The organism is Pseudomonas sp. 7-41, from assembly GCF_021233075.1.
GTDB lineage: Bacteria > Pseudomonadota > Gammaproteobacteria > Pseudomonadales > Pseudomonadaceae > Aquipseudomonas > Aquipseudomonas veronii.
In genome coordinates, this window is the sequence record NZ_CP089551.1 from 5,374,327 (window position 1) to 5,387,956 (window position 13,630).

Sequence of the window (13,630 nt, forward strand, 5' to 3'; positions counted from 1 at the left end):
ATCACCTCAGAGGACTGCACCATGACCCGCAAAATCGCACTGATCACCGGCGCCAGCCGCGGCTTGGGTAGAAGCGCCGCGTTGCGCCTGGCCGCACAAGGCGTGGATATCATCGGCACTTACCACAGCCAGGCGGATGAAGCCCAGGCAGTGGTCGAGCAGATCGAACAATGGGGTGGCCGCGCCGCCATGCTGAAACTGGATGTGAGCCAGAGCGCCACCTTCGACGCGTTCGTCGAAGCCGTCGGCGGCGTGCTCAAGCGTGTTTTCGCACGGGATGATTTCGACTTTCTGATCAACAACGCCGGTATCGGCATCCACGCCAGCTTTGCCGAGACCAGCGAAGCGCAGTTCGACCAACTGGTCGCGATTCAATTCAAAGGCCCGTTTTTTCTGACCCAGAAACTGCTGCCGCTGATCCGTGACGGTGGCCGCATCCTCAATATCTCCAGCGGCCTCGCCCGTTTCAGCCTGCCCGGCTATGCCGCGTATGCGGCGATGAAAGGCGCCATGGAAGTGCTGACCCGCTACCAGGCCAAAGAGCTCGGCGCGCGCGGTATCAGCGTCAATATCCTCGCGCCGGGCGCCATCGAAACCGACTTCGGCGGCGGTGCCGTGCGCGACAACGCCAACCTCAACGCGATGGTCGCCAATAACACCGCCCTGGGCCGCGCCGGGTTACCGGATGATATCGGCGGGGCCATTGCCAGCCTGCTGGCGGACGGTAGCCACTGGATCACCGGCCAGCGGATCGAGGCTTCGGGCGGCATGTTTCTGTAAGAGCTTTTCGCGCATCACGTCGTAGCCCCAGTGGTACACGTAGGTGTACGGCAGAAAAAACAGCAACACGCCGATATCGAGGATAAACGCCTGCAGCAGGCTGATGTTCAGCCACGCGGCAATCAACGGCACGCACATCAGGACCAGCCCGCCTTCAAACAGCAAGGCGTGCAGCACCCGGGTCCAGCCGTTGTTGGCCAGTTGCAGGCGTGCCTTGAGGCGGTCGAACAGGCCGTTGAAAATCACGTTCCAGGTCAGCGCCATCAGGCTGATTGCCAGGGTGACCATGCCCATTTCCACCGCGGGCTTGTCCATGATCCACGCCAGCAACGGCGTGCAGATCAACAACGCCAGGGCCTCGAAACCGATGGCCTGGCACACACGTTCAGTAATCGACTTGGTAGGGTTCATGCCCCGGCTCCGTGAGTGACTGTGTTGCCATCATTGCGTTTTTTATCGATACTTCATAACCAATAACCATCGATAAAGGCGATAGTCATGGCCTCCCATGAAGTGCTCCAGGCCTTTGTTCAGGCCGCGACCCAAGGCTCGTTTTCTGCGGCGGCACGCAAGCTGGGCAAGAGCCAGTCCACCGTCAGCGCGGCGGTGGCGAGCCTGGAGATTGACCTCGATGTGCTGCTGTTCGACCGCAGCAGCCGCAAGCCGACGCTGACCGCCGCTGGCCACGTGCTGCTGCAACGCGCCGAGCAGGTGCTGGAGGCGAGCAGTCGGCTGGCGTTGGCGGCAAGTCAGCTATCCCAGGGGTTGGAGGCGAAAGTGACGATTGCGATGTCCGACACCTACCAGTCGGAGCGCTTCGAGCTTGCGCTCAAGGCCTTTGAGCAACGCTACCCCGACCTGGAACTGGAATGGCTGATCGCCGAGTGCGAAGACCTGATAGCCCTGGTGCAAAGTGGCCGGGCCCAGATTGCCCTGGTGGAGGCCCAGGAGGTTTACCCACCCGACCTGAGCCGTTCGCCGGTGGAAGAGCGCACCGAAATTGCCCTGTTCGTCGCGCCCACGCACCCCTTGGCCAGCCTGGAAAGCGTCAACCAACAGGTGTTGCAGCAACACCGTGAGCTGCGCCTGGCGAGCATCATCAACCCGAATGAAACCCGCCCCATGGGCCGCGTCTGGTCGGCGCCGAGTTTTCTGATGCTGATGGAAATGGCCCAGCTCGGTTTTGGCTGGGCCGCACTGCCGCGCTGGTTGGTGGAACGCTTTGGCAATGCCGGGCTGATTGAACTGAGCGTGCGCAGTTGGCCGCGCTCGGTGGCGGTGGATGCGCTGTGGTCGCGGCAATATCCGCCGGGGCCTGCGGGGAGTTGGTTGTTGGGGCAGATGCTCGATTGAGTTCGTCCAGAGCAGGCAGCGCTTGGTGGTCCCACAGTGGAAATGCGTTGGACGCTAGATCGGGGTCAGGCTGGCCAGGCGGCGTGCGAGGAAGTGCTTTTCCGGGGTTTGCCGGGTCAGAGACAGGGCTTTTTCATACGCCAGCCGCGCCTCGTCCAGCCGCCCCAATTGTCGGCAGAATTCGCCACGCGCCGAATGCGCCAGGTGATAGTCCAGCAATTCGCCCCGCGCCAGAATCGCCTCCACCTGTTGCAACCCGGCCAACGGCCCATCGCGCATGGCCAGCGCCACTGCGCGGTTCAGTTCGATCACGGGCGACGGCACGGTGCGGAGCAACACATCGTATAGCCCGACAATCTGCGGCCAGTCGGTGTGCTCGGCACTCGGCGCTTCGGCATGTACCGCCGCAATCGCCGCCTGCAAGCCATAGGGCCCAAAGCGCCGGGTCGTCAGCGCTTGCTCCACCAGCGCACAGCCTTCGGCAATCAGGGACGCGTCCCACAATGCTCGGTCCTGTTCGTCCAAGAGCACCAATTCGCCGCCGGCCGAGGTCCGCGCCGGGCGGCGCGACTCGTGCAGCAGCATCAATGCCAGCAAGCCCATGACTTCCGGCTCCGGCAGCAACTCCAGCAACAAACGGCCGAGGCGGATGGCTTCACGGGTCAGGTCGTCGCGCGTGAGATCCGTGCCCATCGACGCCGAGTAGCCTTCGTTGAACACCAGGTAAATCACACGCAGCACGCTGTCGAGGCGCTCGGGCAATTCGGCCAGCGACGGCACCTGATAGGGAATCTTCGCCTCGCGGATCTTGCCCTTGGCCCGCACGATCCGCTGGGCGATGGTGGCCGGCGGGACCAGAAAGGCGCGGGCGATTTCTTCGGTGGTCAGGTCGCAGATTTCACGCAAGGTCAACGGCACTTGGGCGTCAGCCGCCAGCGCCGGGTGGCAGCAGGTGAAGATCAGGCGCAGGCGGTCGTCTTCCACGTCTTCGTCGTCCCAATCGGCCGCTGCCAGCGCATCGGCTTGCGCCTGCAATAAGGGGGTGAAACGGGCCTGGCGGCGCAGGCGATCGATGGCCTTGAAGCGCCCGGTCGAGACCAGCCACGCCCGTGGATTGCTCGGCACGCCGTCGTGCTCCCAGCGCTGCATGGCGACCAGGAACGCCTCGTGCAGCGCTTCCTCGGCCAGGTCGAAATCGCCGAGCAAGCGAATCAGCGTCGCCAGCACGCGCCGTGATTCGCGGCGGTAAATCGTCTCGATCGGAGGGGTCAATCGGGCAGATCCTGGGTCACCGGGCGATTGGGCGCGTCGCCCCCAGGTTTGATGGACCTTTCACATTCGGCAGGTTGAGTGTTCATGGGTAAACCTCCTGTTTATGGGTGTTTTGTGTTCAGAGATTCAATTGGCGCACGGGGCGTACTTCCACACTGCCGACCCGGGCCGCCGGAATGCCGCCGGCGACCTGGAGCGCTTCGTTCAAGTCCCGGGCTTCGATCAGGTAAAACCCCGCGAGCTGCTCCTTGGTTTCGGCAAACGGCCCGTCGGTGATCGACAGCTTGCCATTGCGCATACGCACAGTGGTGGCGGTGCTCACCGACTCCAGCGGCTCGGCGGCGAGCATGCGCCCGCTCTTTTGGACGGACTGCGCGTAGGCGAAACACTCCGGGTCGGCCGGGCTGTCCGGCGCGGTGTGCAGCACCTGTTCGTTGCTGTAGATCAGGCACAGGTATTTCATGGCGTTCTCCGTTTTCGGACTACTGACTATAGTTCGCGGGGCTCAAGGTTTCAGGTCGAACAGCGCGACGCCGGTGGCCATGTCGAAGGGGGCCGACCAATGCTCATGCACCACCTTCCATTGGCCGTCGACACGCTGGTAACCGACGGTGACGCGCATCCAGCAGGTCTTGAGCACGCCGTCCGGGCCGGTGCCACCGCAGTGAGCCAGCCAATGGGCAAAGGCGCTGTTGTCGGCGGCGACGATATGCAACTCATGGAAGTCGAACACACCGGGGCCGGGGCAGACTTCCATGCACGCCTGCCAGTGCGCGCGGTAGGCCGCCTTGCCCTTGAACTGCAGGGCGCTAACCGCGTCGAACGCGATGATATCGTCGGCGTAAAAGCTGACAATCTTATCGATGTCCTTGGCGACGACGGCTTGTTTCCATTGTTTGATCAGGGTGTGGATTGCAGTGTTCATGGCGATACTCCTGGGGGGTGAAAATCTTCAGAGACACCCTTAGTCGAATGGCCCGCCGCCCGATCGACAGCGCGCTGAAAAAAAATCTCGCAGCGTGCAAACCCGATAGACTGCCCCCTTCTTTGCAGCCGTTCGGACGCCCCGATGCAAACCCGCCTTGTCGCCTACGAGGCGCTGAACGCTGTGCAAACACAGCAAGTCGGCGCGATCGAAGTTCACCCTGAGCAGTTGCCGTTTTGCGGCGACATGTATTGCGCACTCAACACCCTGCTGGTCAACCCCAGCCCCGGCATCAAAGGCTTTGCGCTGCTGGCCGACGATGTGCCCGTGGCCTTCCTCCTGCTCAAATGCCCGCCATGCCTGCCCCATTGGGCCGATGCCCACAGCGCCACGCTGCACGCGTTGCAGGTGGATCGCAGCCAACAGGGCCGGGGATTTGGCAAAGCCTGCCTGCAGGCGCTACCCGCGGCGGCGCTTCAGGCCTGGCCGCAGATCAAGGCGCTGGAGTTGTCGGTGGACACGCACAATGTCGCGGCGATGGGCTTGTACCTGGGGCTGGGCTGGGTGGATCGCGGGGAGGCGTACAAAGGGCGGGTCGGGTATGAGCGCCGTTTGAGTCGGGGCTTGGAGCCGCAGTAGATGTCACGTTGAGATGACAGCGACCAACGCTTGAGGGGACGCTGGATCATGAGCATTCCCGCGCAGGAAAAACGGCCGAAGAGTCGCCATCATCTTCGGCCGGCGCTTCAGGCCTTTGCTTCCACAGGCAGCCAGACCTCCACGGTGCCGAGGCCCTTTCTCACATCAAAATCCGCGCTGTACCGCTCGAAATCCACGCCGGCAACCTTGTACCCGGAATGCGGCAACCATTCGAACATGATCCGCTCGTAGGTCTGCGGCAACGCGTGTACCTCACCGTAGTGCGCGAACACGGCATAGTGATGCGGCGGGATTTCGATGAACTCGAAATTGCTCGGCACATCACCCTTGGCGGGGACTTCAACCCCTGCGATGTAGTCGAACTCATCGTGTCTGGGGTTATGACAAACCCCGTAGGTAAAGCCGCCCAAACGCTTTTTGATGTACTTGACGCTCTCGTCAAACACGCCCCACAACTTGGGAATATCCCCGGTGGTGGCCTTCGAATAATGCCCTTGCACCCCGGCGATCACCAGGGCCTTGCCCTCTTCCATGCGCGGCTCTAACGGTTGTTGCGTCTGCTGATCCATCTGAACAGTCTCCTTCTTATGAGAGAACAAACCCGTATTGAGTATAGGGGTATATCCGGATTGCACTGCATGTAGAAATTTTTCCTACACATCTGGACAACTGGCCATCATCAACCGTATTGTCTGCCCCGCAGGCCACCGCAGTGGCCGACGTCGCTCGGACGGTTCCGGGCGCTTACGTACTTTCGAGGCAACAATGGCCGACCAAGGTTTGCCGCGCCGCTTTGCGCGCATAGATCGACTCCCCCCCTACGTTTTCAATATCACTGCCGAGCTGAAGATGGCTGCGCGTCGGCGCGGCGAAGACATCATCGACTTGAGCATGGGCAACCCTGACGGCCCGACCCCACCACATATCGTGGAAAAAATGGTCACCGTCGCCCAGCGTGAAGACACCCACGGCTACTCCACCTCCAAAGGCATTCCGCGCCTGCGCCGGGCGATTTCGCGCTGGTACAAGGACCGTTATGAAGTGGATATCGACCCCGAGTCGGAAGCCATCGTCACCATCGGTTCCAAGGAAGGCCTGGCGCACTTGATGCTGGCCACCCTGGACCAGGGCGACACCGTACTGGTGCCCAACCCGAGCTACCCGATTCATATCTACGGTGCCGTGATTGCCGGCGCCCAGGTGCGTTCGGTGCCGTTGATTCCGGGCGTGGACTTTTTCGCCGAGCTGGAACGGGCGATTCGCGGTTCGATTCCCAAGCCGAAGATGATGATCCTGGGGTTCCCGTCCAACCCGACCGCGCAGTGCGTGGAGCTGGATTTCTTCGAGCGGGTGATCGCCCTGGCCAAGCAGTACGACGTGCTGGTGGTGCATGACCTGGCCTACGCCGACATCGTCTACGACGGCTGGAAAGCCCCGTCGATCATGCAGGTGCCGGGCGCCAAGGACATTGCGGTGGAGTTTTTCACCCTGTCCAAGAGCTACAACATGGCCGGCTGGCGCATTGGTTTCATGGTGGGCAACGCAGAGCTGGTCAACGCCCTGGCGCGGATCAAGAGCTACCACGACTACGGCACCTTCACCCCGCTGCAAGTGGCGGCGATTGCCGCGCTGGAAGGCGACCAACAGTGCGTGAAAGACATCGCCGAGCAGTACCGCCAGCGCCGCAATGTACTGGTCAAAGGCCTGCATGAGTTGGGCTGGATGGTGGAGAATCCCAAGGCGTCGATGTACGTCTGGGCCAAGATCCCCGAAGCGTATGCCGCCATGGGCTCGCTGGAGTTTGCCAAGAAGCTGCTGCTCGAAGCCAAGGTGTGCGTGTCGCCGGGGATTGGCTTTGGTGAATATGGCGACGACCATGTGCGCTTTGCGCTGATCGAAAACCAGGACCGGATTCGCCAGGCGGTACGCGGGATTCGCGCGATGTTCCGCGCGGATGGCTTGGTGCCCAGGACTGGAGTCTGACTGCGAACTGTAATGGGGCATTCATGCCCCATTATCTTGAAAGACTACTTCACGACAAATTTTCGCTCGGTACTACCTGAAACCACCGGAAAAGAAACATAAGCCGAGATGTGGTGGGCGCCCGGAGTCATAACGACGGTGAGCGACCAATTATGTCCGATAGCAACGGCAACTCCCAACTTACCAGTCGAGTCCTCCACTGTTACCGTGGCACCTTCCAGGGGTACTAACCCGGAGATGGTGACAGGGCTAGGGACAGTCGTATTGGCTGCCGGCGCCTGGATTTGAGGCGGCAGTGCCTGCGTGGGTTCATTTTCCTTGGTCATGGCCATTTCCTTTTCTGAATTACATTTGGGGTTTCATTCCCTCATATTCAGAAAAAACCCGGACCTGTGAAAAGTACCAGTTACGACAAGCGGTATTCGCGGTCGCTGTCACACCACCAACGACAGCAACATGATGAAAATCAGTGCCACCACCGACAAGATGGTCTCCATCGCCGTCCAGGTCTTGAACGTCTCGGCCACGGTCATGTTGAAGTACTGCTTCACCAGCCAGAACCCCGCATCGTTGACGTGAGACAGGATCAACGAACCCGCCCCCGTCGCCAACACCAGTAGCTCGCGGTTAACCCCCGGAATCATGCCTACCACCGGCACCACGATGCCTGCGCCAGTGATGGTCGCGACTGTCGCCGAACCGGTCGCCACCCGAATCACCGCCGCCACCAGCCACGCCAGCAGGATCGGGTTGATCTGCGCGTTCACCGCCATATGGCCGATCACGTCGCCCACGCCGCTGGTCACCAGCATCTGTTTGAAACCACCACCGGCACCGATGATCAGGATGATCGCGGCGGTCGGCGCCAGGCTGGCGTCGAGCAACTTGAGGATCTGCTTGGAGTGGATGCCCTGGCGATGACCGAAGGTGTACAGCGACAGCAGCAACGCCAGCAGCAAGGCACTGATCGGGTGACCGATCATGTCCATCCAGTTGCGCACCACATGACCGTCGGCCAAGGCGATGTCGGCGAAGGTTTTCAGCAGCATCAGGAACACCGGCAGCAACACGGTGATCAGGGTGATGCTGAAGCTCGGCAGCGTCTTGTGCTCCGACTCGCGGGCCAGTTGGTCGATCAGTTCCTGGGACGGGTTGCCCGGGATGTACTTGGCGATAAACGTACCGAAGATCGGGCCGGCGATGATGGCAGTCGGCAGTGCGACGATCAGGCCGTACAGAATGGTCTTGCCGATGTCCGCGCCAAACACGCCGATGGCCAGCAGCGGGCCCGGGTGCGGTGGCACCAGGCCATGGACCGCCGACAGGCCGGCGAGCAGTGGGATGCCGATCTTGATCAGCGACACGCCAGTACGGCGCGCGACGATAAACACCAGCGGGATCAGCAACACAAAACCGATCTCGAAGAACAGCGGGATACCCACCAGGAACGCGGCGAACATCATCGCCCACTGGACCTTTTCCTTGCCGAAGGCGCGGATCAGGGTCTGGGCGATCTGATCGGCACCGCCGGATTCGGCCATCATCTTGCCGAGCATCGTACCCAGCGCGAGGATAATGCCGACAAAGCCGAGCACCCCGCCGAAGCCGTCCTGGAAGGCCTTGATGATCTTGTCCACGGGCATGCCCGAGGTCAGGCCAAGGAAGCCGGCGGCGATGATCAACGCGATAAACGGGTGAACCTTGAACTTGGTGATCAAGAAGATCAGACCAATGATAGTGACCACTGCATCAAGCAGCAGGTAGGACTCGTGGGACATGCCAAACATGGGGGTCTCTCCTGTTTGTTGTTGTTATTAAAGCGGGTGTTGAATTTGTTGTCGGAGATAGCGCTATCTTTTCCGACACAAAAATTAATGAGCGGGTTCAAAACCGTGTTTGCACCACCACGCATGGGTTTGCTCGGCCAACGCCTCGACGCTGTCTTCGCTGGCGTTGAGGGCCAGGGTCAGCGGCTCGCCGATGGGCGACTCAAGGGTGGCGAACTGGCTGTCGATCAGGCTTGCCGGCATGAAATGCCCGGGCCGATGGGACACGCGGTCGGCGGCGACTTCGCGGTTCAGTTCCAGAAACACAAAGCCCAGGCCCGGCGCGGCTTCGCGCAGGTGGTCGCGGTATTTCTTTTTCAATGCGGAACAGGTGAGGACCGGGTGTTCGCCGGCCTTGAGCGAACGGCGTAACTCATCGCACAGGATGTCGAGCCAGCCGGCGCGGTCGTTGTCGTCGAGGGGGTGGCCGGCGCTCATTTTTTCGATGTTCGCGGCGGGGTGAAAGCTGTCGCCTTCAATGGCGGTGGCACCGTTCAGGCGGCACACGGCCTCGCTGACGCTGGTCTTGCCGCAGCCGGCGACACCCATGATGACCAGGGCGGTAACAGGTTGACTCATGAAACACCTCAGGACGCAGATAGCGCTACCTTTGCACGCTGTAAGGCTAGTGCAAAAACAGGCTTTTCCCGCGCCGTCTTGTCTTTTTTTATGGAGTGACGCGTGCATCCGCTCCAAGCATTTGAACTGGATCAGGCAACCCAGCATTCAAGCATTTGCAGCCGTTTGGAGACAGCGCTACCTTAGTGCCTCGATTTTTGTTTGGCAAGCCGCCTGATGACCTCCAAGAACGATAAAAATACGCGCACCACGGGTCGCCCGACCCTCAATGAAGTCGCCCGCCTGGCCGGCGTCAGCCCGATCACCGCTTCCCGCGCCTTGCGTGGCATCAGCACCGTGGCCACCGAACTGGTGGAAAAAGTGCAACGGGCCGCCGCCGAGTTGAACTACGTGGTCAACCCCGCCGCCCGCGCCCTGGCCTCGGCCCAGAGCCATTCGGTGGTGGTGCTGGTGCCCTCGCTGTCCAACCTGCTGTTTATCGAAACCCTCGAAGCGATCCACCAGGTGCTGCGGCCCAAGGGCTTTGAAGTGCTGATCGGCAACTCCCACTATTCCCGCGACGAAGAAGAGACTTTGCTGCGCAACTACATGGCCTACCAGCCGCGGGGTTTGCTGCTGACCGGGTTCGATCGGACCGAAAGCGCGCGACGGATGGTCGAGGCCAGCAATGTGCCGTGCGTGTACATGATGGATCTGGACCCCAACGCTGGCGTGAACTGCGTGGGCTTTTCGCAGTTGGCGGCGGGTGAGACGGCGGCGGCGCATTTGCTGTCCCGTGGGCGCAAGCGCCTGGCGTATATCGGCGCGCAACTGGACCAACGCACCTTGCTGCGCGGCGAAGGCTTCCGCCGTGCGTTGCAACAGGCCGGGCTGTACGACCCGGCGCTGGAACTGTTGACGCCACGCCCCTCCTCCGTGGGCCTGGGCGGCGAGTTGTTCTTGCAGTTGCTGGCGGCCCATCCGGATGTGGATGCGATCTTCTTCGGCAACGACGACCTGGCCCAGGGCGCGCTGCTCGAAGCCCTGCGTCACGGCATCAACGTCCCGGGGCGCGTGGCCGTGCTGGGTTTCAACGACCTGCCCGCCTCCTCCTTCATGGTGCCGCGCCTGAGCAGCATCAGCACGCCGCGCGAGGCCATCGGTCGGCGCGCGGCGGAGCATCTGCTGACGGTCATGGCGGGGAACAAGATCGCCAAGCCGGTGGTGGACATGGGGTTTGAGTTGCAGGTGCGGGAAAGCACGTAGGACGCGGCTGACATTGCGATGTGGCCTTGGCAATTCGTCAGTTGAGGGAGCTGAGCGTATTGCCAGTGGGCAAAGCCATGGCCACACACACATTTTTAACCGTGCCCGCTTGAAGGCATCGCCGTAATGTCCGCCCCCTGCTAGATTGAGCGTTCTCCACTGTCAGGGAAGCACCATGGGACACTCACTGAAAATCTTGGGTCGCGCTTCATCCATCAACGTGCGCAAAGTGCTCTGGACCTGCCAGGAACTGGGCATCGACTATGTGCGCGAAGACTGGGGCATCGGCTTCAAGCCGACCCAATCCGCCGAATTCCTTGCCCTGAACCCCAACGCCCAAGTGCCGGTGCTGATCGACGACCACGGTGTGCTGTGGGAGTCCAACACCATCTGTCGCTACCTGGTGAACCTCTACCAACGCCACGACCTGCTGCCTCTCGAGCCCGCCCCCCGCGCCCGGGTCGAGCAGTGGATGGACTGGCAAGCCACCGAACTCAACCCGTCCTGGGGTTATGCCTTCCAGGCCCTGGTGCGCAACAGCCCCGACCATCAGGACCCGCAGCGCATCAAGGCGGGCGTGCAAGCCTGGCACGACAAGATGGGCCTGCTGGAACAACAATTGGCAAAGACCGGTGCCTACGTGGCTGGCGACGAATTCACCCTGGCTGACATCCTCATCGGCCTCTCGGTTCACCGCTGGCAGATGACGCCGATGGAGCGCCCGTCCTACCCGGCAGTTGCCGCGTATTACCAGCGCCTTGGCCAGCATGCCGGCTTTAAGACCTTCGCCCTCGACGGCCATGACTAAGCCCAAGGACAACAACGTAAAAGAACTCAACGTACTGCGCCGCACCGGGGCCTGCGACAGCAAAACGCTCGCTTCGTACCACCCATCGGATACTGCGGCCTACCTGTCAACATTGACAGTAGACGCTACCCGTTACCGACGTTTGACTGACAGCGAAGTGATTGGGCGCTCCCAATTCCTATAACCTCTCGGAGGCATCCGCTCATGGATAACGATCGGTCACGGGCCCTGAAATCGCAGCCTGCAGATGGCTTGGTAACAGCGAACATCAACGATCCCATTGGAAACTTCACATCCGAAGACATCCAATTTCACGAGTTTCCTGAAGCTAATTTTATAGACGCCAAGAGCAATCAAGGCCAGCGGCTGATGAGCTTTCAATTAGCTAAAGATATCCAGCCTGGCTCATATGATGTTGCCCAAGAAAAAGGCAAGGTTCAGGTCTATTACTACCATGCGCTTGGACCGAACCCATGGACTTACCAGCCCAGCAGCGGGAAATTCCACCTCACGAAGATCGATCTGGAACTTCGGCACCTCGCTGCGACATTCTCTTTCACCTCTCATAAGGTGCCCAAGGGCGAAGAACCACTGAAGGTCACCCAGGGTGAGTTGAATCTTACGGGCGCTTAACCCCATCATCGACTGAGCCCTTGTGCGATTAATCAGCGAATGTCCAGGGGTGCCATATGCCACCAGGCGTTGGAAAACATCGCCCATTGACGGCAACGCTTGGCCGTCGACGGGACAATGTTTGCCGCGATGGCCGCGCCAGCGCCCATAAAACCTTGGGATTAGCACCCGGCACGCTATTTGCTCCAGCTGACGCATCGAACATTTGCATAGGTGACCGATCATGCTGATTAACAACAACACTCAAGCCTTGTCGACCGTCGAAAAGCTCAAGCGCCCCGACATGGACCCCGCCAACGCGGCCGCCAGCACGCTGTACAGCGGTGCCCTGCAAACGGCGCAGCAAAGTGTGAGCGTACCCGCCGCGCAGACCCAACTGGACAAGGCCGCCGACCGCATCGACGAAGCCTTCGCCAAGACCCGCGTGCAGTTGCAGGCCTCAACGGCCGCCACCCCGGCGACCACGGATGTGCCCGCAGCCGGTTCTACCACGAGTGCGGCGCGCGCAGACTTCACCGATTACATGAGCAAAACCCCGGCCGAACGCATTCGCGAACAGTTGCTCAAGGAGCAGGGGTTGACCGAGGCGGAGGTGCAGACAATGCCGCAGGAAAAACAGGATGCAATCGCCAAGCAAGTGGCTGATCGTCTGAAGCAACAGCAAGAGCAGCAGGTAGCCGTGAAAACGGCAGAGCCACAAGCGCAATCGGTGAAAGAGACCTTGGCCGCGATCTAAGCGACCCGGCCAATGGGGCCATTCGGTCGCGCAGTAACGCCGTGTGCCAGGACGTTGATTTCCCGGCACTGGGTGCCATCACGCTAGTTGGGCATCGACAGCTCAGAGCAGGTGTGTCCTGCTCTGTGCGGTAAGGCGGGAACATCTTGCAGATCGTAGGCTTCTACACGTTCAACTCAGTGACCGAACAGCCCTGTCTCGGATTTCTTGGCTTTCTTGTCAGCGCGTTTTTCATCGGCGGTCTTTGCCGGTTTCTTCTTCGCGGCTTTCTTTGAATCCATACCTTTGGCCATGATGCATGCTCCACTTACAGGGGATGTAACAATGGGTATACCACCTATTGCCGCACATTAGGCGCTTATAATCCCCGGCCCTGGATAACGCCTGCCTGAACACCATGCCCGAATTGCACATCGAACCGCTGGCAGAGCCCCTGTGGCCGCTGCTGAACAAGTTTTATCGTCACCACGATTCGCCGATGAAGGCACTCAAGGGCGGACGTCTGTGGGTGGCGCGGGACCGCGAGATCGTCGCCGGCTTATGCCTGACGCCGGTGGTGGGCGGGCAATGGCTGACCGGGGTGTTTGTCGACCCGGCCTATCGCGGTCAGGGGCTGGCGGCGCGCTTGATTCGTCAAGCGGTGGCCGATGGGGAGGGTACGGTCTGGCTGATGTGTCATCCGGACCTGGAAGGCTGGTATCAACGCATGGGTTTCACCCAGGATACCGTGCTGCCGCAGTCCCTCAGCGAACGGTTGGTGCGCTACAAGCGCAACAAGCCGATGATCGCGATGGGCATGGAACGCGCCTTGTAACCTCCCGTGGGAGCTG

17 protein-coding genes are annotated in these 13,630 nt (G+C 60.9%); 9 read left to right on the forward strand and 8 right to left on the reverse strand.

Annotation, left to right across the window (positions count from 1 at the left end; all coding sequences use genetic code 11):
• Positions 1 to 21 precede the first annotated feature (21 nt).
• Entirely contained in the window at positions 22 to 780 is a 759-nt protein-coding gene (locus LQ249_RS24355; RefSeq protein WP_046382305.1) for an SDR family NAD(P)-dependent oxidoreductase, read from the forward strand.
• Here LQ249_RS24355 and LQ249_RS24360 read toward each other — a convergent pair.
• The gene (locus LQ249_RS24360) at positions 679 to 1,191 is read right to left on the reverse strand and encodes a multidrug/biocide efflux PACE transporter (RefSeq protein WP_046382304.1); all 513 of its coding nucleotides are present in this window, start codon (positions 1,189 to 1,191) and stop codon (positions 679 to 681) included. The two genes, LQ249_RS24355 and LQ249_RS24360, sit on opposite strands and share 102 nt — an antisense overlap.
• An 87-nt stretch (positions 1,192 to 1,278) precedes the next feature.
• Here LQ249_RS24360 and LQ249_RS24365 point away from each other — a divergent pair, with 87 nt between their 5' ends.
• Entirely contained in the window at positions 1,279 to 2,133 is an 855-nt protein-coding gene (locus LQ249_RS24365) for a LysR family transcriptional regulator (RefSeq protein WP_017847215.1), read from the forward strand.
• 54 nt (positions 2,134 to 2,187) lie between these two features.
• Here the strand turns inward: LQ249_RS24365 and LQ249_RS24370 are convergent, their stop codons facing one another.
• The 3 genes from LQ249_RS24370 to LQ249_RS24380 all read right to left on the reverse strand — a co-directional run bounded on the left by LQ249_RS24370 (position 2,188) and on the right by LQ249_RS24380 (position 4,330).
• On the reverse strand, positions 2,188 to 3,405 hold the full coding sequence (locus LQ249_RS24370) for an RNA polymerase sigma factor (RefSeq protein WP_232565954.1): 1,218 nt from the start codon (positions 3,403 to 3,405) through the stop codon (positions 2,188 to 2,190).
• 118 nt (positions 3,406 to 3,523) lie between these two features.
• Positions 3,524 to 3,868, reverse strand: a complete 345-nt coding sequence (locus LQ249_RS24375) for a YciI family protein (protein ID WP_017847213.1) — start codon at positions 3,866 to 3,868, stop codon at positions 3,524 to 3,526.
• A gap of 42 nt (positions 3,869 to 3,910) precedes the next feature.
• Positions 3,911 to 4,330, reverse strand: coding sequence for a YybH family protein (locus tag LQ249_RS24380; RefSeq protein WP_046382301.1), 420 nt, complete (start codon positions 4,328 to 4,330; stop codon positions 3,911 to 3,913).
• Between the two features lie 144 nt (positions 4,331 to 4,474).
• Between LQ249_RS24380 and LQ249_RS24385 the strand changes: the two genes are divergently transcribed.
• On the forward strand, positions 4,475 to 4,969 hold the full coding sequence (locus LQ249_RS24385) for a GNAT family N-acetyltransferase (protein ID WP_017847211.1): 495 nt from the start codon (positions 4,475 to 4,477) through the stop codon (positions 4,967 to 4,969).
• Positions 4,970 to 5,076: 107 nt separating this feature from the next.
• Here the strand turns inward: LQ249_RS24385 and LQ249_RS24390 are convergent, their stop codons facing one another.
• Positions 5,077 to 5,559, reverse strand: coding sequence for a GyrI-like domain-containing protein (locus LQ249_RS24390; protein ID WP_017847210.1), 483 nt, complete (start codon positions 5,557 to 5,559; stop codon positions 5,077 to 5,079).
• 196 nt (positions 5,560 to 5,755) lie between these two features.
• Here LQ249_RS24390 and alaC point away from each other — a divergent pair, with 196 nt between their 5' ends.
• Positions 5,756 to 6,973: an alanine transaminase gene (gene alaC / locus LQ249_RS24395; protein WP_232565955.1), complete on the forward strand. Its 1,218-nt coding sequence runs from the start codon at positions 5,756 to 5,758 to the stop codon at positions 6,971 to 6,973.
• A 44-nt stretch (positions 6,974 to 7,017) separates the two neighbouring features.
• On the opposite strand, the gene LQ249_RS24400 is transcribed toward alaC, so the two are convergent.
• The 3 genes from LQ249_RS24400 to LQ249_RS24410 form a co-directional block, all read right to left on the reverse strand.
• A complete protein-coding gene (locus LQ249_RS24400; RefSeq protein ID WP_046382298.1) occupies positions 7,018 to 7,299 on the reverse strand; it encodes a hypothetical protein in 282 nt (93 codons plus the stop codon).
• Between the two features lie 108 nt (positions 7,300 to 7,407).
• Positions 7,408 to 8,760 carry a GntP family permease gene (locus LQ249_RS24405; RefSeq protein WP_057004503.1) on the reverse strand — a complete coding sequence of 451 codons (1,353 nt, stop codon included), beginning with the start codon at positions 8,758 to 8,760 and terminating at the stop codon, positions 7,408 to 7,410.
• Positions 8,761 to 8,844: 84 nt separating this feature from the next.
• Complete coding sequence (locus LQ249_RS24410) at positions 8,845 to 9,378, reverse strand: gluconokinase (protein ID WP_046382296.1); 534 nt, start codon at positions 9,376 to 9,378, stop codon at positions 8,845 to 8,847.
• A gap of 213 nt (positions 9,379 to 9,591) precedes the next feature.
• On the opposite strand from LQ249_RS24410, the gene LQ249_RS24415 reads away from it, so the two are divergent.
• The 5 genes from LQ249_RS24415 to LQ249_RS24435 all read left to right on the forward strand — a co-directional run bounded on the left by LQ249_RS24415 (position 9,592) and on the right by LQ249_RS24435 (position 13,614).
• A complete protein-coding gene (locus LQ249_RS24415; RefSeq protein WP_162231529.1) occupies positions 9,592 to 10,623 on the forward strand; it encodes a LacI family DNA-binding transcriptional regulator in 1,032 nt (343 codons plus the stop codon).
• 175 nt (positions 10,624 to 10,798) lie between these two features.
• On the forward strand, positions 10,799 to 11,431 hold the full coding sequence (locus tag LQ249_RS24420) for a glutathione S-transferase family protein (protein ID WP_017847205.1): 633 nt from the start codon (positions 10,799 to 10,801) through the stop codon (positions 11,429 to 11,431).
• A gap of 204 nt (positions 11,432 to 11,635) precedes the next feature.
• Positions 11,636 to 12,064, forward strand: a complete 429-nt coding sequence (locus tag LQ249_RS24425; RefSeq protein ID WP_057004504.1) for a hypothetical protein — start codon at positions 11,636 to 11,638, stop codon at positions 12,062 to 12,064.
• 223 nt (positions 12,065 to 12,287) lie between these two features.
• Entirely contained in the window at positions 12,288 to 12,800 is a 513-nt protein-coding gene (locus LQ249_RS24430; RefSeq protein WP_057004505.1) for a hypothetical protein, read from the forward strand.
• A gap of 397 nt (positions 12,801 to 13,197) precedes the next feature.
• The gene (locus LQ249_RS24435) at positions 13,198 to 13,614 is read left to right on the forward strand and encodes a GNAT family N-acetyltransferase (RefSeq protein ID WP_046382292.1); all 417 of its coding nucleotides are present in this window, start codon (positions 13,198 to 13,200) and stop codon (positions 13,612 to 13,614) included.
• The last annotated feature ends 16 nt before the right edge of the window (positions 13,615 to 13,630 follow it).